At 44.9% G+C, this 20,929-nt stretch carries 22 protein-coding genes; 7 read left to right on the top strand and 15 right to left on the bottom strand.

All coding sequences use genetic code 11. From position 1 onward, the window contains the following. Positions 1 to 167 precede the first annotated feature (167 nt). Both UNITIG_RS22425 and UNITIG_RS22430 read right to left on the bottom strand, forming a co-directional pair. On the bottom strand, positions 168 to 794 hold the full coding sequence (locus UNITIG_RS22425) for an L-threonylcarbamoyladenylate synthase (protein ID WP_101760552.1): 627 nt from the start codon (positions 792 to 794) through the stop codon (positions 168 to 170). After that, entirely contained in the window at positions 791 to 1,672 is an 882-nt protein-coding gene (locus UNITIG_RS22430) for a PHP domain-containing protein (RefSeq protein ID WP_101760553.1), read from the bottom strand. The genes UNITIG_RS22425 and UNITIG_RS22430 overlap by 4 nt, the downstream gene beginning before the upstream one ends. 314 nt (positions 1,673 to 1,986) lie before the next feature. On the opposite strand from UNITIG_RS22430, the gene UNITIG_RS22435 reads away from it, so the two are divergent. The 5 genes from UNITIG_RS22435 (at position 1,987) to UNITIG_RS22455 (ending at position 5,945) form a co-directional block, all read left to right on the top strand. Further along, complete coding sequence (locus UNITIG_RS22435; protein ID WP_101760621.1) at positions 1,987 to 2,652, top strand: VC0807 family protein; 666 nt, start codon at positions 1,987 to 1,989, stop codon at positions 2,650 to 2,652. A 95-nt stretch (positions 2,653 to 2,747) separates the two neighbouring features. Beyond that, entirely contained in the window at positions 2,748 to 3,437 is a 690-nt protein-coding gene (locus tag UNITIG_RS22440; protein WP_235015581.1) for a TIGR04211 family SH3 domain-containing protein, read from the top strand. A 27-nt stretch (positions 3,438 to 3,464) separates the two neighbouring features. Next, positions 3,465 to 4,037, top strand: a complete 573-nt coding sequence (locus UNITIG_RS22445; RefSeq protein WP_101760554.1) for a peptidylprolyl isomerase — start codon at positions 3,465 to 3,467, stop codon at positions 4,035 to 4,037. Positions 4,038 to 4,057: 20 nt separating this feature from the next. Then, positions 4,058 to 4,834 carry a pyridoxine 5'-phosphate synthase gene (locus tag UNITIG_RS22450; protein ID WP_101760555.1) on the top strand — a complete coding sequence of 259 codons (777 nt, stop codon included), beginning with the start codon at positions 4,058 to 4,060 and terminating at the stop codon, positions 4,832 to 4,834. A 262-nt stretch (positions 4,835 to 5,096) separates the two neighbouring features. After that, on the top strand, positions 5,097 to 5,945 hold the full coding sequence (locus tag UNITIG_RS22455; protein ID WP_101760556.1) for a hypothetical protein: 849 nt from the start codon (positions 5,097 to 5,099) through the stop codon (positions 5,943 to 5,945). Positions 5,946 to 6,121: 176 nt separating this feature from the next. Here UNITIG_RS22455 and UNITIG_RS22460 read toward each other — a convergent pair whose 3' ends face one another. The 9 genes from UNITIG_RS22460 to UNITIG_RS22990 all read right to left on the bottom strand — a co-directional run bounded on the left by UNITIG_RS22460 (position 6,122) and on the right by UNITIG_RS22990 (position 15,482). After that, positions 6,122 to 6,880, bottom strand: coding sequence for a VPLPA-CTERM sorting domain-containing protein (locus UNITIG_RS22460; protein ID WP_101760557.1), 759 nt, complete (start codon positions 6,878 to 6,880; stop codon positions 6,122 to 6,124). 914 nt (positions 6,881 to 7,794) lie between these two features. Next, positions 7,795 to 8,772, bottom strand: coding sequence for a hypothetical protein (locus tag UNITIG_RS22465; protein WP_145999265.1), 978 nt, complete (start codon positions 8,770 to 8,772; stop codon positions 7,795 to 7,797). A 258-nt stretch (positions 8,773 to 9,030) separates the two neighbouring features. Then, entirely contained in the window at positions 9,031 to 9,852 is an 822-nt protein-coding gene (locus UNITIG_RS22470) for a VPLPA-CTERM sorting domain-containing protein (RefSeq protein WP_145999266.1), read from the bottom strand. Positions 9,853 to 10,985: 1,133 nt separating this feature from the next. Continuing rightward, positions 10,986 to 12,761, bottom strand: a complete 1,776-nt coding sequence (locus UNITIG_RS22475; protein WP_101760560.1) for a GAF domain-containing hybrid sensor histidine kinase/response regulator — start codon at positions 12,759 to 12,761, stop codon at positions 10,986 to 10,988. A 14-nt stretch (positions 12,762 to 12,775) separates the two neighbouring features. Then, positions 12,776 to 13,132, bottom strand: coding sequence for a PAS domain-containing protein (locus UNITIG_RS22480; RefSeq protein WP_101760561.1), 357 nt, complete (start codon positions 13,130 to 13,132; stop codon positions 12,776 to 12,778). A gap of 328 nt (positions 13,133 to 13,460) precedes the next feature. After that, on the bottom strand, positions 13,461 to 13,742 hold the full coding sequence (locus UNITIG_RS22485) for a hypothetical protein (RefSeq protein ID WP_101760562.1): 282 nt from the start codon (positions 13,740 to 13,742) through the stop codon (positions 13,461 to 13,463). 31 nt (positions 13,743 to 13,773) lie between these two features. Then, a complete protein-coding gene (locus UNITIG_RS22490) occupies positions 13,774 to 14,649 on the bottom strand; it encodes an SUMF1/EgtB/PvdO family nonheme iron enzyme (protein ID WP_101760563.1) in 876 nt (291 codons plus the stop codon). An 8-nt stretch (positions 14,650 to 14,657) separates the two neighbouring features. Continuing rightward, positions 14,658 to 14,969, bottom strand: coding sequence for a DUF2288 domain-containing protein (locus UNITIG_RS22495; protein WP_235015582.1), 312 nt, complete (start codon positions 14,967 to 14,969; stop codon positions 14,658 to 14,660). Positions 14,970 to 15,257: 288 nt separating this feature from the next. Beyond that, the gene (locus tag UNITIG_RS22990) at positions 15,258 to 15,482 is read right to left on the bottom strand and encodes a DUF6316 family protein (protein ID WP_145999267.1); all 225 of its coding nucleotides are present in this window, start codon (positions 15,480 to 15,482) and stop codon (positions 15,258 to 15,260) included. Between the two features lie 318 nt (positions 15,483 to 15,800). Between UNITIG_RS22990 and UNITIG_RS22505 the strand changes: the two genes are divergently transcribed. Together UNITIG_RS22505 and UNITIG_RS22510 are read left to right on the top strand one after the other, a co-directional pair. Beyond that, positions 15,801 to 16,832, top strand: a complete 1,032-nt coding sequence (locus UNITIG_RS22505; protein WP_101760565.1) for a zinc-binding dehydrogenase — start codon at positions 15,801 to 15,803, stop codon at positions 16,830 to 16,832. Between the two features lie 41 nt (positions 16,833 to 16,873). Beyond that, on the top strand, positions 16,874 to 17,737 hold the full coding sequence (locus UNITIG_RS22510; protein ID WP_101760566.1) for an SDR family NAD(P)-dependent oxidoreductase: 864 nt from the start codon (positions 16,874 to 16,876) through the stop codon (positions 17,735 to 17,737). 31 nt (positions 17,738 to 17,768) lie between these two features. Here UNITIG_RS22510 and UNITIG_RS22515 read toward each other — a convergent pair whose 3' ends face one another. The 4 genes from UNITIG_RS22515 to UNITIG_RS22530 form a co-directional block, all read right to left on the bottom strand. Further along, positions 17,769 to 18,977, bottom strand: coding sequence for a lytic murein transglycosylase (locus UNITIG_RS22515; protein WP_235015583.1), 1,209 nt, complete (start codon positions 18,975 to 18,977; stop codon positions 17,769 to 17,771). 147 nt (positions 18,978 to 19,124) lie between these two features. Beyond that, positions 19,125 to 19,496, bottom strand: coding sequence for an acyl-CoA thioesterase (locus tag UNITIG_RS22520; protein WP_101760567.1), 372 nt, complete (start codon positions 19,494 to 19,496; stop codon positions 19,125 to 19,127). 316 nt (positions 19,497 to 19,812) lie between these two features. After that, a complete protein-coding gene (locus UNITIG_RS22525; RefSeq protein ID WP_145999268.1) occupies positions 19,813 to 20,076 on the bottom strand; it encodes a hypothetical protein in 264 nt (87 codons plus the stop codon). A gap of 201 nt (positions 20,077 to 20,277) precedes the next feature. Then, on the bottom strand, positions 20,278 to 20,907 hold the full coding sequence (locus UNITIG_RS22530; RefSeq protein WP_101760569.1) for a glutathione S-transferase family protein: 630 nt from the start codon (positions 20,905 to 20,907) through the stop codon (positions 20,278 to 20,280). Positions 20,908 to 20,929: the final 22 nt, after the last annotated feature.

The raw sequence follows: 20,929 nt of genomic DNA on the forward strand, positions 1-20,929 counted from the left end.
TCTTCCACGGAATTATTATTATCTCACTGGGTAGAAATTGGTGTTTGTTACACGGATTGTCCGGCTGGGATTGCTCAGCTGAACTTTCGGCGCATTATACCGATAACATTCCAGTGAGCACAGAGGCAGAGCACGATTAGTTTGCTATTGCGGCGACAAAACCGGCTTCATTCCACCTCGAATAGACTGACATCCCCCAAGCCGCGACGGATGATCACCGGCGTGTCTTCAGAGAGGTCAATAATCGAGGTGGGATCCATACCGCAATAGCCGCCATCTATCACTAAATCGAGGTCCCGCTCCAGTGTTTGACGGATATCGTAGGGGTCGATCAGCACGTAATCATCACCGGGCAGGATCATAGTCGCGCTCATAATGGGTTCATTAAGCCCCGCCAATAGCGCCAGCGCAATATTGTTATCAGGCACTCGCAAGCCAATGGTACGGCGCTTGGGATGCATCAATCGCTTGGGCACCTCACTGGTAGCCTTGAGAATGAAAGTATAGGCTCCCGGCGTATGATTTTTAATCAATCGATAGGCAGTATTATCCACTCGGGCATAGGTCCCCAGCTCGGATAAATCCCGGCACATCAGGGTGAAATTGTGTTTATCATCCAATTTGCGTATGCGGCGGATCGTCTCCACGCCTTTCTTGTTACCGACCTGACAGCCCAGCGCATACCCTGAATCTGTGGGGTACACCACCACCCCTCCCCGCTGAATGATATCCACCGCTTGGGCGATTAAACGCTGCTGGGGATTATCAGGGTGAATTTGAAAAAATTGGCTCATAAGACGACCTTGGGACTAGCAAAAATGGTGGATGGCAGGGCTGGGTTAAATAATGCCCAGACCGGCTGGCAGTGCGCTGGCAAACGTCCCATTTGACCCAGTTCGCCCCAGCCAGCGCCCGGTCGATGAAAGTCGCTGCCAATGGATCCCGCTAATTGAAACTGCTCACACAGCTTAGCTAAATACTGGGTTCTATCCGCAGCCTGCTTGCCACTAATCACCTCAAGAGCCTGTCCGCCAGCAGCCTTGAAATCTGTTACCAGCGCTCGCAACTTGGTGGCGGTCATCTTGTAATGCAGTGGATGCGCTAATACAGCAATACCGCCAGCAGCTATTATCCAACCGATGACCTCCGCCATAAGCGGCCAGGTTTGTTTAACGTCGCCGGTTTTGCCAGCACCAAGATAGCGCTTAAAGGCCTCTGATTCTGAACTTACATGGCCTTTTTCCAACAAGAATCTGGCAAAATGCGGCCGTCCAATCTGGCTATCGCCGGCTAACGCAGCAGCATACTCATAGCCTCCGCCAAACCCCAGCTTAGCCAAGCGCTCACTAATAATATGGGCACGCTCCAATCTAGCCTGCTGCAGTTGCTTTACGCCAGCCAATAATACAGGGTTGTCGAGGTCGATATTCAAACCCACAACATGAATGGTGCGCCGACTCCAGGTACACGACAGCTCAGTACCCGTGACTATATGCATGCCTTCCTCTGCATGGAGGGCAGACTGGCCGGCTAAATCCCTATAGGCTGCGAGGGTGTCATGATCAGTAATCGACAGTAGCTCAACCCCTTGTTGCCGGGCACGTTGCACTAACTCCAGCGCGGTTAAGCTGCCATCTGAGGCGGTGCTATGACTATGAAAATCTACAATCAAAAGAGAATTTACCAGCTATAAAAAGCACTATTAGACACTAAACAGCCCTATTCGCTAAGCTGTTATTTACGGTCGACGATTATACACCGCAATGCCAAAAGCTTTTGCTTATTTATTCACTTGTTCTTATTAATCCAGTGCCGCAAAATAGCGCCACAATGTATCGTCTTTAAGCGTCAGCGAATATCGCGCTAAAGTGGAAAACCGGAGTAGTAACCGCAGTGAGTGAGCCCCAAAACAAAGTGACACCAGTAACAGAAGCCAGCCCCACCCCACCAACAAAAGCGAATAACCAAACGCAAAAACCCGGCAGCATGCTCGCCAATCTCGCGTTCAATATCATTATTCCTACCCTGATTCTCACTAAGCTCAGCTCTGAGGACTATTTAGGGCCGGTTTACAGCATTGTGGTAGCACTCAGTTTCCCGATCATTTATGGCTTAAAAGATTATTTGCAAACCAGAAAACTCAATTTCTTCTCAGCGCTGGGTATCCTTAGCGTCGTGCTAACAGGCGGTATTAGCCTACTGCAACTCGACCCACAATATATCGCCATCAAGGAAGCGGCTATTCCAGCCTGCTTTGGCATCGCCACACTGATCTCCATCCGCACGCGCTACCCGCTAGTGAAAACGTTCTTATACAACGATCAGATTCTTCAAATCCAGAAAGTAAAAGCCGCACTACAACATTATAATAATGAAGAGCAGTTCGAACACAAACTGGCCAATGCCTCAATGATGGTCGCCGGTTCATTTTTTCTGTCATCGGTATTGAACTATATCCTGGCAAAAGTGATCTTAGTCAGCGAGCCCGGTACCGTAGCCTTTAGTGAAGAGCTGGGAAAAATGACAGCATTGAGCTTTCCAGTGATTGCCTTACCCAGCACAATTGTATTAATGGGCGCACTCTATTATTTACTGCATCACATTCAAAAATTAACCCATCTCAAAGCCGAAGACATATTTAATGAAGTGTGATGGAAAAACACAGCAACACAATCACCAACAAAATCTGAAACTACGACTATAATTGACGCTAACTATTTGCCCACTTTAATAGACAGGACTTGCTCGTGAAAAAAATCATGCTATTGCTGGTGACATTACTAGCCAGCGGTGAACTATTTAGCCAAACAGATAACTCCAATAAGCAGCAGGACATTCGCTATATACGCGATCAATTATTAGTGCCGCTGCGCAGTGGCCAAAGCAATCAACACCGTATAGTCCATAAAGGCTTGCTCAGCGGCACCCCGGTCACCGTACTAGAAATCAGCGAAGATCAAACGTACAGCCTGGTTCGCACTCGCAAAGGAACGGAAGGCTGGATCCAAACCCAATACCTCAATAAGGATCCTGCTGCTCGCGACTTATTGGAAGTAGCCAATAAAAAACTGGAAAAATTACAACAACAAAACACAGCACTTGATCAAAAACTCAAAGACCTTAGGAGCGAACACAAGCAAGCTGAACAGCAACTATCTTCAGTCAACGAAGATTACAGCCAGACAGAACAGGAGCTGGAAGAGATCAAAGCAATTTCAGCAAAAGCTATTCAGCTAAATAGTGATAACCAACGCTTGTTAAACGACAATCAATTATTAAAAAATGAAATCGAAGTGCTGCGTACCGACAACCAAAGACTTAGTGATAATCAAGATAGTGACGCGTTTTTAAATGGTGCCTTCGCAGTACTTATCGGTGTCATGATCGCCTTGCTTGTACCGAGACTTTCTCCCAAAAAACGTACTGACTGGGCATAACACGCAACTAACACCATAGAGATTATTATGATTAGAACATTCTCATCATTTTTACTGCTGTCGATTTTTTTATTTTCTTCGTCAGTTTTTGCTGAATCCAGCAGCAATAACCCTATTGTTATTATGAAAACTAGCAAAGGTGATATCACACTGGAACTGTATCCTCAACAAGCGCCTATCACCGTAGCTAACTTTCTGGATTACGCGCAATCAGGTTTTTATAACGACACCATTTTTCACCGTGTCATCAAACGCTTTATGATTCAGGGCGGTGGTTTTACCAGAGACTTGAACAGGAAAGAAACCAAAGCGGAAATCATTAATGAATCCGGTAACGGCTTGCACAATGATCGCTGGACTATCGCCATGGCAAGAACCAATGATCCCGACAGCGCTAGCTCGCAGTTTTTTATTAATACAAAAATGAACTCATCACTGGATGCTCGTGGACAAAATGCTGGCTATGCCGTCTTTGGTATGGTTATTGATGGCCAGCATGTGGTCAAAGCGATAGAAAAAACGCCTACCGCAAAAATAGGCATGTATTCGGATGTGCCGGTAGAGCCGGTAATTATTCAAAGTGTCACTGTTAAAAAATAATTGTTGCGAGCACTAATTAGATGAGCACTTCCGGAACAACCGACCTCAGTGTCAATCTGAATAAAATCGCCTTGATTCGCAACTCCCGGGATACCGACTACCCCAGTATCACCGAACATGCACAAATCTGTATTGATGCTGGCGCCGATGGCATTACTGTTCACCCACGCCCCGACCAGCGCCATATTCGCGCTGATGACTGTTTTGATTTGGCGAAAATGCTCAACGTAGAATTTAATATTGAGGGCAACCCTTTCGCGCCTGCCATGGCTAGTAACCGCCGTGGTGTTAGCGACTACCCTGGTTTTATTGAATTAGTAAAAGAGATAAAACCGGCGCAATGCACGCTAGTGCCGGACAATAATGAGCAGCTTACCTCTGATCACGGCTTCGATCTCACTCAAAGCGGCGAGCAGTTAGCTCCCCTTATTGAACAATTACATGCCCTGGGTATTCGGGTCAGTTTATTTATGGACCCTGATCCACAACAAATCAAGCTGGCCAAAGCGGTGGGCGCTGATCGCATTGAGCTCTACACCGGCCCCTATGCCGATGCCTTTGCCACTGGCACCGACCTTGATACCGTGTTTCAACAGTTTTATCACGCTGCTGAGGTCGCGGCCGATTGCGGTTTAGGATTAAATGCGGGCCATGATTTGAATCTGCACAACCTGCCCAGATTCGCCACTGTCCCCCAATTACTGGAAGTCTCCATTGGTCATGCGATGATTGTTGACGCTATTGAAATAGGTTTAGCCAACGCCGTACAAGCTTATCAGCGCTGCCTGGGCAAGTAAGCTCCCGCTGTCATCGCCACCACATCTATTCAGGCACCACTACATCTAGTGGAATAACCGGCAATTTAGCGCTAAAACCACTACTGCCTTTCGCTTTCATCGCACCAACTCCGCTCGCATTATTCAAAGCAATCCACAATCAATTCATGTGGTATGGCTTTTGCTATCACTTTATTTCTGACAAAAAATCGTCATCCCTCGACGACTTTGCTCAGGCAATGTGTGCCAAATAATTAACAATAAAAGAACCGAGGAAACAGCAATGAAGGAATCTTCTACTCTATACAGCACCATTCGTGGTTTGTGTAAAACTACCGCCGGGCTTGCGCTTGGTACTTTGGTCAGTAGCGCCAACGCCGTCGAAATTTACCAGTCATTTTATTTCGATCGCGCAGTCTCTGCCGACAGTGACAACAGCAGTTACTCTACCTCATTTGATATCAACCACAGCCTTAGCACCATGCTTGGTGAGGTAAGCGCTTATAGTAGCGGCCAATACCTCGTCAGCTCTGGCTCGTTCTCGGTATCTTATTCGAGAGAATTGATAGACGTTGATCATGACGACTACACACTGAGTTATAGCGACAGTGAAAGAGTAGTAAATGCCGGTCCGCGAACCGGGAATTATGAAGGCACCGATTATGCCTATGTGGTGGAATATGCGCGTTCTGAGAATTATTCCGATCAAACCGGGACTAATAATCAAGCTGCCGATATTAACTTTGCCGGGGAGTCCGCAGTCACTCAATTTTGGGGGTATTATGGCGAACCTGAAACAGTGACCACACTGGAGTCCAGTACATTCCCTATAGGCACGAGCGGCCTGCTTGAAGAACACTATCTGGATCGTCATTACATGAGCGCGGGTGCGCAAGGCTCGCAATACTTCGATATCAGCCATGCGTTATTGCTAGCCAATGATGGCATTTTAGATTTTGATTTCACTGCGACAGTCGGGAATTTATCTATTACTCAGCTATCGCTAAATATCGCTTTCAGTGAAAACCCAAACTGGGTGATGACACCACCAACGACAGAAGTCCCTTTACCCGCCGCTGCATATTTATTTAGCACAGCATTATTAAGTCTGTCATTACTCAGAAAAAAATAACCACTACGCTGAGCAGCTTGTTGATTAATGACTAATTAACAAGCTGCTAGTTAAACCCAAGCGACAATATTGGCTCTCTTTGAAAATAAATATTCTCGTTCGAATTGAATGGCGTTGCAATCACTGATTAAACTCACAACCCATGGGAGCCCTTATTAACCATCTTAAATCGATATCTATTTGCGTTTAACACCAACCAAGCCAACTAACGCTGAGACAAACATCCAGGCAGCCGCTGGAACAGGTACGGTAGTAACCTCTGTAAAACTCACTGAATATGTATCAATAATCTCACCGGGACCTGGTATTCCGAGACCATAATCATAACTAACCGTAAGATATTGGCTTGAAATATTAGGATTAAAAATATTGCTAACCTCTTCATCTCCTGAAGTGCAGTAACCGTTGTTGCATTCAGTGGTAATGGATGATGACTCGATAATAATATCATAATCAAAATTAATACTAGTGGTAGTGTTTAGCTCCCAGTAACCTGTAGGTACGTAGAATTGAGTAAAAGACTCTGCAAAGAGGTTTGTTAAAATTACCCCCTTGGTGGTTACCGACTCTTCAAGATAAAAATTATTGCCTTCATAGTCCTCATCATATAAGACATTCACATAGGATTCAGATGTACCGAAATTACCGGAATAGGTAAAATTAAACGAGTTGTATTCCTGACTATCGAAGCCAGGCTCCAAAGATGGATTATAAAACTTTCTGTTTTCAACGTTTAAATTTAGACTATATGTGTTTTCGTTGATAATTAGCTGGCCTGATATTGGCCCATCGCTTGCCAGTGATGTTACACCTGCCGATGCAGCATAATCATAAGTATCGGTGCTAATTAAATTGGTAGACAAATTGTAGACTGTCGCTGCGTGACTGGCATATGAAAATAGTAAACCGGATAAAACTAAAATATTTTTTAACATGATGCATATCCCTATTTCTGGGAGAATCTTATTATTAATGTAATGTTTAATTTTTGTACTAACTATTATCCCGCCCTAAAGCAATAAATCAATAACGATTCCGCAAAAAAGTGTTTATAAAAACTACACAAAATAAATTTCCCTATGGATCTATCAACCAAAGGAAGCTAACCCCAATAATCCAGTAAAAATTTTCACTAGGGGTAACTTCTGCCGAAACATCTATTTCACCTACATGTAAACTAAATGACCACTCTCAATTCAAAAACGTTAATGTGTCTAACGCTTTCACGACATTTCTCTTCGGCAGTTCCGTGCCAAGAGCAGAAGTTAGCGTCTTAAAAAACTGGAGATTTGATCATCAACCTTTACTCTGAAACCAAATAATGAGTGAATCCATATTTCTGTAGAGGAATAGAGTAAATAAGGCCATGTAAATACACCGCCTTACATTGAAATGGTTAACTTAGTCTACGTAATCTATAAGAAGAGTTGGTCGATCTGAGAGTGCTTCTAAATCCTTTCGCACGGTAAAAAAGATACTATGTAAACTCAAAGAGCTGGCTATCGAAATAGATGAGAACCAATCATAGCAATTGATTATTTAGTCGAAGGAAAAACCGGTGCCCGCTCCATATTAGTCGGGATGTGTATTCCGTCCTCCATACTTAACAGGTAAGGCTGCTCAAACACTTGTTGCCAATGCTCGGTAATCATTTGCTGCGCCTGCTACAGGCTCAAGATTTTAACGTACACGCCGACTCGAAAAACCTTCTGTGCGAAACAACATCGGCGGAGCAACATCACTGCCCTGCTTATACAGCATAAATATAGTGTGTAACCGCGAATGAATTTCCTGTAATTATATTAATGATGCCTTGCAAAGCTAATAACTGACTAACGGCCTGCAGTTTTTATTGAATGTCGGTTAAATGCATCATCGAAGGCTCTAAGCCTGAAATGACGCTGCCATCCATATCAATGTAATAGCTCTCGACTAAATCCACACTAACAGAACTCTCAATCTGCTCTTTCGTAGCCGCTGCAGGGAAATACTGCATTCTCACAGATAAATCTGCCAACCTAGAAGATTTATTTGTCGCGCTAGCCGACGACTTAAAACCTGCAGGGTTTAAGAGTACAACGCGAACTTGGCCTGTACCGTCGCCATTCTCTACCACGTTATAGCTTAATTGAACATAAGGGTTATGGTTACTGGGCACAACGGTCGGCAGTAAACCGTTAGTGAAAAGCGAATCATCAGAATAGGTGATGACAAAATAAGCCCCCGCCACTGAGCTAATACCGGTTAAGTCATTTGGAGAAATATCAAACACATTAAATGACTGCTGATACATACCAAACTGCCGATTGTAGTCCACATCATAGGCTGACGTGCCAGCAACAATTTCAATCGGTATCGCTGCTAAACTGCCTTCTGTCAGCAACTTCGTGTCGGTTAATTTTGCTGAACTAATGTTAATCGTGGCACCGCCAATAGCAAGCGGAAGTGGCGTCGTATCATGAGTACCGTCATAGGTTAAAGGAACCGTGACATTCCATGCACCATCATATAACTCAATAGCCATGGGGTTTAATAAACCATCAATCACTGCAGCATTCAACGCACTGTCATAGGCTGGATAAGCCTTAAACATAGTGCTACCGGACAAGTTGTAAGTTTGTGAATTTGCATCAGTAATAGTAATCAATAAATCGTCAACCGATAATATCGGTGCTGACTGGGCATTACGGTGAATACCGCCCAAGCCCAACACAACAATGTCACCGGAGCGAGCATAACCGGGCACACTTTTATTCTGCACGCAGCCACCGAGCAACATGGCGGATACGCACAGTACAGTTAACCATATCTTGCTATGTGGTTTCATCGCTTTAACCCTTTAAATCGTTTGATAGTAGTCTATTTCAGTTTTCCCTTGAAAGATACAAGTAGCATTATAACAGTGCCTTATGCTTAACAATTGTTCTGTATCATCTGCCAAGGTCCAAAGCCGCTTAGATCCTAACACTATAGGAAGTAATGCTCCTAAGTAGCCGTCGGCTCCGGCTGTTTCGTGCCTTTTTGCGATATTAGCAGAAACAAAAAAGGCCTCAATACAAAAGCCTTGAACGCTAACTTTCTAGGTTTATTTTTTACGCTTGATTCCAGTCAGCCCAATTAACGCTGAGCCGAATAACCATACAGCTGCAGGAACTGGGACTTGAGAAACACTGACCAGAGTGGCGGAACCCTGATATCTAATTCCATCTCCACCCAATAGAGGCTCATTATAGATATCTCCATAACAAAAACCCAACATAATTGAACACTCATCAAGCGTTTCAGTAACCTCATGACGAAATGTAAACGCGCCATCAATATTTTCCTGAGCCTGTAATAGCGCTAAAAAATGATTTGCTGTGGAAATATCAGTAGACACTGGCAGAGAAGGTGCGGCAAAGTTGAGACTCATTACATTGTCGAGGTTATATTGCTGATACATCTGTTCACCCTCTGAGATATAAACATCGCTTTGGGTATTGGTCCTATATGTTGATTTAAATCCTAGAGAATTTAGCGACGACCCAAAAGCACTACTATCAGCCAGATATACACCCCCCGTTCGAGTTGGCGTAACACCTTGCTGCTGACCGATGTTATTAGCCGCATCAATACTGGCACCGCTCATTGAATTAATAACTACAGAACCCTCATTAACTGAGTCAATAAAATTCACATAAGCGGGTGGAACTTCGGTTGACACAGAGTACAAACTTTCATCATATACCACGGTAAATTGAAAGGCTGTGTTATTCGTAGCCGTCCATTGCAGGCCACCCGTATAATTAGCCCTAGAAACTTCGGCCGACACATTAAAGACTAACGTAGTTAAGCCCAAAGCATTGATGCTGAAAGTCGATAATATAACTGACAATGCCAAGACGGTTTTTTTATTAAACAGACTCATTGTGGCCTCTTGCTTTTTATTACTATTATTATCAGACGGCACACTTACCATCCTTGAGAAACTGAATCCGTAACACTTCCCAGAATAATCACATAGAGTTTCACCTCAAGCAAGCTGCAATAGGGTTAATATTAACGAGGGGCTGGCATGGTGGTGTAGGCCGGCTATGGATCAATACTAACGATTTACCTTACATGTAAACTAATCCTCAAGATCGGCAGCTATACCCTCAGCAACAGACACTCTTCAACCTAATGATTTTTCTTAGCTGCTTCCGACAGATCCAGATTTAGCTTCAGGCATAAAAAGCTCCGAAGCAATCACGGCTTAGGTTCTCAAAAATGCCAGTTAGCGACGTTGGTACGAGGTCGGATAGAAATAATACTTGCCATGACTCAGTGCGGGGTCGGACCCACTTTTGTGCTGTTTACAAAAGTGGCTCTGACCCCACATTGTGCCGCGATAAGATCGGCCCTATCCGATTTTCTGCCAGCGGGAATGCGCACGTAGTTGCTCGAGTCAGCTTTGGGGAAGGTAGCGCCCTGATGCGCAATAAAAAGTAACATTCGCTTTTGCGCCAGCAGAGGGGCCCCTTTTTTATGTCACTCCCGTGCAGGCGTATTGCTGTCCGGAATAAAGCTGAAACACCCCAGATAAGTTGAAGTCATCCGCGACTCCGATCGGGGATCCAGATCTGCAAGGTGCAAAATTGCTAGTTTCCACCGGGGATTTATTCAAAGTTCCTTACTCAGCGCTTCGTAACACTAGATTCCCGATCGGAGCCGGATATGACGAATAAAAAATTGAGTCTCTACTTTATCTCGACACGTTTTGTGCTACTAGTGCGGCTGAAACTCTAAAGCTGCTAATTTATCCCGGACAGTAGTGCGCGCAGGCGGGAATCTAGTTACTTTTAAATATGCTAACGTAATTAAAAAATGCAGACTGGAATCGAAGCGTTTTTGAAAATTAATCTGGAGTTATAGGCTTTTACTTTATAGCTCTGGATTCCCGGGACGGGCTAAAGGATAACAGCTGTGGATCAACTACCTGCTAGAATCATATAATCTGCAACTTTCGCTTCCGTAATAATATGAGACCTTAGCAGCCATGCGCTGTTAAAGCTGCGGCCTTTAACCAGGAATTTTTATAGAGCCCAGTAGTTTTTCAATATCACTGCGTCGAATAGGCTTGGTTAAATAATCATTCATTCCGGCGCTCATTGCACGCCCTCTTGCATCATCCATAGCATGAGCTGTAAGCGCGACAATAAGAGGTTGATTTAGCTGGGGGTAATTGCTGCGCAAATACTCAGTAGCCTGGTAGCCATCAACAATAGGCATATCACAATCCATTAGGATGAGATCATATTGCCCACCCTTCTTAGCGAACAGGTCCAGGACTTCTTGACCATTAGTACAGCTATCGGCATTAATGCCATATAATTTCAATAACGCCAAAATGACCTTCCGATTAACGTCATTGTCATCAGCAGCAATCACGCGCAGATGACCGAAATCGGCTCTTTCCTTATTTACCACGGATTCATCGTCTGCTGTATCATTATCAGTATGTACTAAAGGGAGCTCTATACGTATAGTTGTGCCTTCCCCAACAATGCTACTGACTTTAATTTCACCTTTCATTTGCTGAACGAGCTTTTTAACAATAGATAATCCTAGACCCGTCCCCTGTGCTTTTGGATTTTTCACTTTTGCGTCTATTTGTTTAAATGGTTCAAACATCTCCTTGAGTAAATTTGATTCCACCCCTGACCCCGTATCCTTTACCTCAAAATACCATTGGTTCTGGGAGTGCAAGCCAAAACTTACCGTTATTTTTCCTACCTCAGTAAACTTGATGGCATTACCCAGTAGATTAATTAAAATCTGCCTCACTCGATGGTTATCGAATCTAAGTATGGGATAAAAACCCGGGGCGTAATCAAGTGCAAGCTCAACCTGATGCGGGAGAGTTTTTCTGAGTAAGGCAAGTGTACTTGAAAATAGCTCGATGACATTAACATCGCTTTCGATCAGTAATAGTTCACTCGAATTTAATTTAGAGAACTCAAGCACGTCATTAATAATCGTCAAAAGAAGGTTGCCGGAAGTATCTATAGTATTTAGATATTCTTCTTGTTGATCGCTTAAAATCGTTTCTCGCAACAGCTCTACCATCCCGAGAACACCATTCATGGGCGTACGAATTTCATGACTGATCGTCGCCAGCAATTCGCTCTTAGCTTGGTCAGCCGACCTGGCTTCTCGCTCTCGCCTCTCAGCACGGATTTTATTCTGGTTGGCAATGGCTTGTGCAATCTGATCTGCCAATTCTCCGGCATAAGAAATATCTTCTGGTGACCACTGCCTCTGACGTCCAGTCTGCTCATTACAAATCACACCAACAATTTTTCCAGCAACCCTGATGGCGGCATCGAGCATTGATTTCACGTTATTAGCAGGAAGATAGGTGGGAGCAAATTCTGACGTTCTTGGATCGGTATACACATCATCAGCATCAATAGCTCGCCCCTCTACTAACGCTTTAAAATAGACAGGGAAATCTTTTTGAAACAACTTTCCCTCAGTAGTGAATCGAGCGCCCTCAGTCTCGTATAAGCACACCAGATCTATAGCGGTTTGTTCTTGTTCAAACAGCCAAACGCTTGCGCGCTCTACGCTTAAAACCCTGGCGGCTTCAATGCATACCTGACGGGAAAAGGTATCAACATCACCTTGTACCAAGCTTTCAGCACTGGCGAGCCTAATAAGCGTTTTTTGAAATTCACGTAAATTTTCTAATCTTATCAGTGCGGAGGATAATTCTTCGTTGGTCTTTTCTAGTCGGTTTTGAGTGCTGAGCAATTCTAACTCGGTTTTTTTTTGCTCGGTTATATCCGTTGCCACAAGTCCGAGTGCGATTATATGCCCAACGCATTTTTAATTGGAAATTTAACACTGAGAAAATGATGTAATTTATCATCAACTATGGCCTTTTCTTCGAAGTTGAATGACTCCCCGGTTTCAAATACCCGCTTGTCCGCAGCTACAAAATCATCAGCAATATGGTGAGGGAACAACTCATAATCACCTTTGCCCAACATACTGGCTTCCGACAAATTAAAGAGACGGTAATATTCCTTATTTGCCATTAAGTAATTACCGTTAACATCTTTAATGGCCAGCACTGCTCTGGCGTTATCCGCCATTGCACGAATAATATCCGTCTTGTACTTTTCAAATTCAACCTGACTATCAATCGAGTTATCGTTATCCACTATGGAACCCGCTTCTTGGTGATTGCCTGTATAGTATTGATTGTAGCAGTATCAAGCTTTATGTGACTGCCCGGTTGGGTGGATGTCCTGGGCCAAGTGCGTCCAGGGCTAAGTGCGGCCTTAGCAGTCCAATTCTAAAATTAAAGCTGGAGGCTATTTTGGATAAAAAGCAGTATAGAAAGATATACTATCCAGCATGTCCGTTATAGTTCGAATTTACACATTGATGGCAGAAATGCTGCTAAACCCGTTCGGACGGGAAATAAGAAACCATTTATACGGAAAGGGGTGGCTATCGAAATAAACGGGAACCCATGATAGCAATTGATTATTTAGTCGAAGGAAAAACCGGTGCCCGCTCCATATTAGCTGGGATGTGTATTCCGTCCTCCATACTTAACGGGTAAGGCTGCTGAAAGACTTGCTGCCAATGCTCGGCAATGATTTGCTGCGCCTGCTGTAGACTCAAGACTTCCAACGTACACGCCGCCTCGATAAAACCCTCTGTGCGGAACAACATAGCCGGAGCCACATCACTGCCCTGCTGATACGTCATAAATATAGTGCGTAACCGCGAATGAATTTCCTGTAACAGCACTTGATTATCCATTTACCCTGCCTTGAAAAAACTGCTGACGCTATCAAAGATCTTGTGCCAAACGAAACCCCAGCGTCACACTTTTATCCAGATTTTCACCATAAGCACGATAGAAAGACTGCGCCTCAGTTGCTCCGTAAAACCATGAACCGCCACGCTGACTATGTTCATCGCAATTACTCGAACCCCAGTGGCGTCCATCGGCTGGTGCGTTCTTGTAGTTGCGTGACCAACAATCCCCCAGCCATTCCCAAACATTGCCATGCATATCGTACAAACCGAAAGCATTAGCCTTGTAACTTCCAACTGGCGCGGTGGTTTCAAAGCCATCGCTGCAATGTTTATAACGCCAACCAATATCGGTATTTTGATCTGCAATGTTCGCGTATTCGCACAGGACATGCGCATCACTACCAAAACTAAAAGCTTTATCACTGCCGGCCCTGGCAGCGTATTCCCACTCAGCTTCACTCGGCAACCGCAATGCCAACCCTGTTTGCGCTGCCACCCACTGGGCAAAATCGACGGCGTCATACCAAGTGACATCAATAACTGGACGGTTACCACGACCCCATCGGTCTGACGGCAGCTCCGCACCGGTCATGCGCGCATACAAATCATACTGCTCAAAAGTGACTTCATATCGACTCATAGCAAAGGCGCGGAGTGTAACTGTGCGCACTGGCTGCAGCTCACTATCGTCTTCCAGATTGTCGATATCCCCCATCTGAAATTCACCCGCAGGCAGAATCACCATATTGGCAACCAACCGCCGAAGAATTTGGCGGTCAGCTTCACTAACGCTGCTCATATCCATGCGCTGGTAAGGGTTAGGCTCGTTATTTGGAGTAGCACACGCGCTCAACATCACGCCAAATAGAACCAGCCAAAGGGGTCGTAGAGTCTTGATTTCAATCATTATTACGCCTATTTGACCGCTTGCACCAAGACCCAGGGCGCTACTACCACCGCCCACACATTCGCCTGCTGCTGATGCCAAAGTTCGGCTTGACGATCATCGGCTTTAACAATACCACCACTTTCCAATAACTGGGTCACAGCAGCGCTATTATCAGTACTAAAGAGCTCGGCGACCACTATTAAATCCAACTCTGCGCTAACGACTACCACCGAGCCAGCAGCATAGAATCGCTGCAATTCTTCCCAGCTGATTTTAGCGGTTTCACGATTTAATTTGGTTCTTATATCTTCATTTTCAGCAGGGGCATTCGCGTTCACAACAATCAGCCTCAATAAGTGTAAGGTCAACAAACTGCGCGATTCTAACACGGCTGCCCCACCGGCCCAACGATTAGCACTGCCAATATGAGCAACTGAGTTGTATACAATATCTGAGGAAGACCCGATTTAAGGTGTCTTGGTTAAACAAAGGGGGGAATAGTAAATTTTCGGCTAGCAACCTCGGGAAAAAACAGACCGGTTTTAATTTAAGCATCTTATGCTGGCACATCTAACATTGATGCAAAGCTGTGGCAAAGCAAATTTTTTTATTCACAAGTTTTATATTTAAAGCCTCATGCCCACATCATCATGAAGGTACTGACCTGCATAAATACCCCCTTCATTAACGTGGCGAAGATACAACAATAATTCCATTTCGGCTTCTTCACGGCTTTGATAGGGGCCTCGTTGCAAGTGCTCACGAGTAGAAAAAAACCATTTTTCACATATGCAATAAAAGCGCTGTGCGCGAAAAAAATGACTACTTGTTTCGCCTGCTCTGTACTCCATAACTACCTCCAAGTACGAATACTGACAGCTCAAAGTGTAGGGTAAATCACTATTAAAAGTCACTGTGCTGCTATATTTATTTGATCTATAAACCACCCAAAAGCAAATTAAAATAATCTTCATAAGTGCTTGCTATACCAGCCAACAAAGCGCAGAGCGCCCTTTTATTGACCACGACTATATAAAGTTTGTTTAAGATTGTAGCGACACGGATTAGGCCCCAGTACAATCATTCCAATCAAAACCTCAACAATGACATAATCGCCAACAAACCCAGTATCAAATTTTATTCATTTTAAATCACCGCAGGCATCAACAATGAAAGCAAACTGTTTACAGTTCCCCGAATACGGCAGACCCACCGACGTACTGACTTTTAGCGAGCACACATTACCGGAACCAGGCCCCGGTCAGGCCGTGGTAAAAATACTTGCCATTGGTATGAACCGCTCGGAATTAAATTACACCATGGGTAAATATGTGCCTGCCCGCGCCTTCCCTAGCTGTGTTGGCCAGGAAGCCGTAGGCGAAATTATTGCCTTGGGCGCACCAACAAAAGAAGGCCCACAAGCCAATCCAGCCACACCTTTAGAAGTAGGTGCTAAAGTCGCGTTATTACCTGGCCGCGTCGACATGCAGAGCATGGGAACTTACCGGGATGTTGGTATCTATGACCAGGCAGCTCTCGCGCCCATCCCTGACGACTTTAACAATGAAGAAGCTGCTGCCTACTGGATGGGTATTCTAACGATGGGGGGCTGTTTGGAGCTTGCCGGACTCAACCCCGATAATGCAGCTGGCAAGAAAATCCTGATTACTGCTGCCACTAGCAGCATGGGCGTAATCGGCCTGAAACTCGCCAAGGCCTGGGGTGCGACTACAATTGCCACCAGCCGCAGTGCCGATAAAGCCGCACAATTGGCCGATCTGGCTGACCACGTTGTAATCTGTGACGATAGCGACAGCTTGATTGCCGGCGTCAACGCTGCCACCAAAAATCAAGGTGTAGATCTATCGCTTGATCCGGTAGGCGCAGCCTTTTACCCGGGTTTAATTACTGTCGCCGCTCAAGGCGGGCAAATAATCAGCTATGAAATGCTCACTGGTCGCGATGCCACTATCTCAATCCCGACAGTTATGATTAAAGATTTAGCATTGCGAGGCTTTGCTCTGTTCCGGGTTTATCAACAACCGGGCTTGTTAGAAACGCTGATCGAGCAAGGAATGAAATACAGTAAGCAAGTGCGCCCTATTGTTTCAGATACCTTTGCCTTATCTGATGCGGCCAGCGCCCTGGAAACACTGGAGACCTCTAACCATATCGGTAAGTTGGTATTGTTGCCGGCATAATTATCAGGAAACACATTAAAATAAAAATGTAAGAGAAGCCTATGTCCACTTCCACGATGCAAGACAAAGTCGTTGTTATTACCGGTGCCAACAGTGGCATCGGTTTATATACCGCTATCGGAGTTGCCAAACTTGGCGCCAAAGTCATTATTACCGCTCGCGATGAAGAAAAAGGGCGAAAAGCGTTAGTAGACATCAAACAGCTAGCCGGCGTCGATGCCGAACTTTTACTGCTGGATCTGGCCTCCTTTGCCTCCATCAAACAATGTGCGGCTGACTTTTTAGCCAAACATAGCAAGCTAGATGTGCTGATCAATAACGCGGGCTTAAGTTTATCGGAGCGTCAGGAAACTGAAGATGGTTATGAATATGTATTGCAGGTCAATCATATTGGGCCATTTTTACTGACCCGCTTATTGCTCGACTCACTCAAAGCCGCAGCGCCGTCACGCATAGTTAATTTAAGTTCTGCCGGACATTTCGGTGCCCGCAAAGGCATGACCTGGAATGATCTACAGCGTACGAAAAGCTATGGTGGCCAAGCGTATTGCGAGGCCAAACTGGGTACTATTTATTTTTCCAAAGAATTGAGCAAGCGCTATCAGCAAGATGGCATTACCGCTTATGCCGTAAACCCACGATTTGTTAATACCAATTTTGGTAAAGACGGCGACGCGAGTGGCTTTCTAAAATTTTTCTTTTGGTTAGGAAAATATTGGATGATGAAACCGGAGGATGGCGCACTCACCAGCATTTGGGCGGCCAGCAGTGATGATGCTCTGCAATATAATGGTTGTTATGTGCAGGACTGTACAGTAAAAGCACCCCAACCGATCGCTGAAGACGCTGAAGCAGCACAGCGCTTTTGGGAACTCAGCGAAGAGTGGATTGCCAAGGCAGTATAATCACCACTCTTCTAGCAGGTCTAGCAGGCAGTTACTCGCTCGAACTTACAATACCTAAACTTTGTAACAGCTCAACATCAGCAAAACCATCAGCCTGTAAATTTTTACTTTGTTGAAAGTTGCGAATGGCAGCTCGAGTCAACGAGCCCAGCTGACCATCAACCTCACCGGGATCAAAGCCCAGACCTTTGAGCTCAGCCTGCAGTAGGCTTATTTGCTCTTTAGTGAGTGGCGGGATTAACAGTGGCGGTTGCGACAACTTGCCAGCCCCATTTATCCGGTCGGCTAAATGGCCGACCGACAATGCGTAAAACTGCGAACGATTCCACTTCATGATGACATGAAAATTTTGATAGATTAAAAACTTGGGACCCTCTGCACCCGCTGGAATCAACAATTCAGCATCGATATCAAGATCGGCGAGCGCCTTACCATCGGCCTGCTCTACGCCCAACTGCTGCCATTCGCCCAAAGTCTGAAAGCTCCCTACCCCGGCTCGGTGATAAGGAAAGTGTGAAGGCAGCTGCACTTCTCTGCCCCAACGCAAGCTAGGCTGCCAACCTAATTGTTGCAGATAGTACGCTGCCGATGTCAGCGCATCGTCGGTACTGCGCCAGAGATCGACCCTACCATCACCATCACCATCAATACCAAACTTCATATACGCGGACGGTAAAAACTGTGTTTGACCAATAGCTCCAGCCCAGGAACCTTGCATCGCTTTTGCGTTGATTTTATGTTTGGCCATTAACTCCAGAGCCAAAAATAATTCTTCAGTAAAGAACTGGCTGCGCCGCTCATCACAGGCCAGCGTCGCCAACGTATCCAATATCGGCATCTTACCAATATGCCGACCAAAGTTAGTTTCCAGCCCCCAAAAAGACACCAGGTATTGCGCGGGAACACCATAACGCTTGGCAAGGTCGTTTAGGAGTAATTCATGCTCAACCATTAGTTCACGCCCGCGCCGTACATGATAGTCTGTTACACGGCGGGTAAAATAGTCAGCAAAGGTTTGCACAAATTCAGGCTGACTACGATCGTATTGAATAGTGCGCTCTAGCGGCTTTACCGCGCCCAAATCCGCAATTAAATTATCCGCCAAACCACGTTGCTTAGCTTCAATTTGTAAACGATCGAGACACTGGGAAAAAGACTCTGCTATTCCTTTCATAGAGAACAGTGACAATATTAACCAGGTTATTAGAATGTAACGTTGGCGATAAATATTATTCAGCACAATAAAAACCTAGGTAACAGCGTTGCGGGTGACGCCTGAAACCCTATTCTACAACCGCCTATCAATTAGGCAAATCCTGATAGTAAATAACGAGCAAAAAAAAGCCCCGTATGCTCGAGGCTTGTTCCAATTTCACTCTAGATGCTATTAAGCAACCTGATCAATATTCAAACCATGATTTTGTGGCTGGCCGTTTTCATCCACACAAACAAAAACAATTCGATCAATCCCAATAATCGTTTGCTTGCTTTCTTTGTTGCGAACCTCACAACAAACCGTTATTGAACTATTACCTACCGCAACCACGCCAAGCCCGAACTCAACAACATCACCCAATTCACCTGGGGCGGAAAAATTTATCTCCGACATAAACTTGGTGACGATGCGCTTACTGCTTAGCTGACAAGCAGCATAAATAGCGGCCTCTTCATCTATCCATTCGAGCAAACGACCACCAAATAAACGGTCTGCCGGGTTGAGATCTTCATGCTTAACTAAACGGCGACTAAAAAACTTCATTACTACTACTCCTATGAGAACCTATGTCGCATAGAGCAAGTATCACGCCAGCATTACAAATCGTTAATCTACAAGGGACCCTCAACGCGGACCGTAATTTTTTGCCCCAAAATAGAGCAAAAACAGCTTATTCAAATGCTTGAACGGCTAAAACCAGTGCTTACGGCAGACCTTGTTTTCAAAATGATCGCGCTGGACCTGGGCTATAATTATCTAAAATAAACCAAATCAGAGGTATAGGCAGCTCTTTATCAAAAGCTGCCGCCACCTACAAATACTGCTAATAATTCACAAGTATTCAGTTTGTTGCCCTTTTCTAGCACTTAATACATCCGGGACCCGCCGGCTCTTTCTGACTTGTATTTTCAGGCTTTTTATATTTTAGATCTTTAGCTGTTAACTGGCCGTTTAAATTGGCTCGCTGCGGTTTATTAGCGGGTTCTTTTTGATTTAGCTTGCTTGTTGATGGGCTTTTCAACGCTTCTCGACTTAACGTCGCATTTTCACCAGCTATGCCAGCACAAGGCAAAATCAGGCAGGATACAGTGAGAATTATAGATGTGATTTTATGTGTCTTCATTTTCGGCCTCCAGTAATTGTTAATGTCGACAGTATTCTGTCGCAGATTAGCAGAGAACGGTTCAATATTTTCCATTTATATTGCGTCTGGTGAACGTCGTTATTATTGGCTTCCTAAGAAAGCTACAGCTTGGGCTACTCGACTCGAGAGCCGTTACAAGCCGCTAAAATGCATCACCACGTCGTACTAAAACCCAATAGCTCAGTCAACCTCCCCCAATAGCTTGCCTACACGCTGATACCAGCTCTGCAACGTCACACATTCTGCGGGAATAGTTTCTTTAACCCATCCGGCAAAATCACAGACAACAAACACATCAATATCCGCAAAACTAAGCTGCTCACCCACAATAAATTCGCGTCCTTGCAGATGTTTTTCCATCGTGGCAAAAAAACCATATAACCGTTTTCTGCCACGCTCTATCAACGCCGGAATTTGCTCTATATTGATCGAACCGGGCAAAGCTCTATCTTTAAAAAAGTCGCCCTGATTACGTAACATTTCAGCGATGGGAAATAAACCATCAGTAAACACCCGATGATCCCATCCAAGCACTTGTGCTTGTTCCAATGCACTGGTGCCAAACAATGGCTTTTCTGGATACTTTTGATCGAGGTAAAAACCGATACTCACGGCATCAATCAAGGTTTCACCATCACCCAATACTAACGTGGGAACAGTACAAAAAGGATTGATTGCCTTAAAACGGTCAGTTAATTGTTCAGCTTCACCGAGGTTAACATTTTCGGTCTCGAGGGTTATACCTTTGTATTGCAGGAATAACTTCACACGCCGAGGGTTAGGCGCCACCTCATAGGTATACAATTTCATTGCTTGCTCCCCACTGACTTAT

Origin of the sequence: Oceanicoccus sp. KOV_DT_Chl (genome assembly GCF_900120175.1) — a bacterium.
Classification (GTDB): domain Bacteria; phylum Pseudomonadota; class Gammaproteobacteria; order Pseudomonadales; family Dasaniaceae; genus Oceanicoccus.

Excerpts from the sequence above, each read along its gene's own strand:
- UNITIG_RS22445 (WP_101760554.1), top strand. The coding sequence starts at position 3,465 with ATGATTAGAACATTCTCATCATTTTTACTGCTGTCGATTTTTTTATTT.
- UNITIG_RS22525 (WP_145999268.1), bottom strand. The coding sequence starts at position 20,076 with ATGAAGACACATAAAATCACATCTATAATTCTCACTGTATCCTGCCTG.
- UNITIG_RS22520 (WP_101760567.1), bottom strand. The coding sequence starts at position 19,496 with ATGAAGTTTTTTAGTCGCCGTTTAGTTAAGCATGAAGATCTCAACCCG.
- UNITIG_RS22490 (WP_101760563.1), bottom strand. The coding sequence starts at position 14,649 with ATGATTGAAATCAAGACTCTACGACCCCTTTGGCTGGTTCTATTTGGC.
- UNITIG_RS22450 (WP_101760555.1), top strand. The coding sequence starts at position 4,058 with ATGAGCACTTCCGGAACAACCGACCTCAGTGTCAATCTGAATAAAATC.
- UNITIG_RS22455 (WP_101760556.1), top strand. The coding sequence starts at position 5,097 with ATGAAGGAATCTTCTACTCTATACAGCACCATTCGTGGTTTGTGTAAA.
- UNITIG_RS22465 (WP_145999265.1), bottom strand. The coding sequence starts at position 8,772 with ATGAAACCACATAGCAAGATATGGTTAACTGTACTGTGCGTATCCGCC.
- UNITIG_RS22460 (WP_101760557.1), bottom strand. The coding sequence starts at position 6,880 with ATGTTAAAAAATATTTTAGTTTTATCCGGTTTACTATTTTCATATGCC.
- UNITIG_RS22510 (WP_101760566.1), top strand. The coding sequence starts at position 16,874 with ATGTCCACTTCCACGATGCAAGACAAAGTCGTTGTTATTACCGGTGCC.
- UNITIG_RS22485 (WP_101760562.1), bottom strand. The coding sequence starts at position 13,742 with ATGGATAATCAAGTGCTGTTACAGGAAATTCATTCGCGGTTACGCACT.
- UNITIG_RS22425 (WP_101760552.1), bottom strand. The coding sequence starts at position 794 with ATGAGCCAATTTTTTCAAATTCACCCTGATAATCCCCAGCAGCGTTTA.
- UNITIG_RS22470 (WP_145999266.1), bottom strand. The coding sequence starts at position 9,852 with ATGAGTCTGTTTAATAAAAAAACCGTCTTGGCATTGTCAGTTATATTA.
- UNITIG_RS22990 (WP_145999267.1), bottom strand. The coding sequence starts at position 15,482 with ATGGAGTACAGAGCAGGCGAAACAAGTAGTCATTTTTTTCGCGCACAG.
- UNITIG_RS22435 (WP_101760621.1), top strand. The coding sequence starts at position 1,987 with ATGCTCGCCAATCTCGCGTTCAATATCATTATTCCTACCCTGATTCTC.
- UNITIG_RS22505 (WP_101760565.1), top strand. The coding sequence starts at position 15,801 with ATGAAAGCAAACTGTTTACAGTTCCCCGAATACGGCAGACCCACCGAC.
- UNITIG_RS22530 (WP_101760569.1), bottom strand. The coding sequence starts at position 20,907 with ATGAAATTGTATACCTATGAGGTGGCGCCTAACCCTCGGCGTGTGAAG.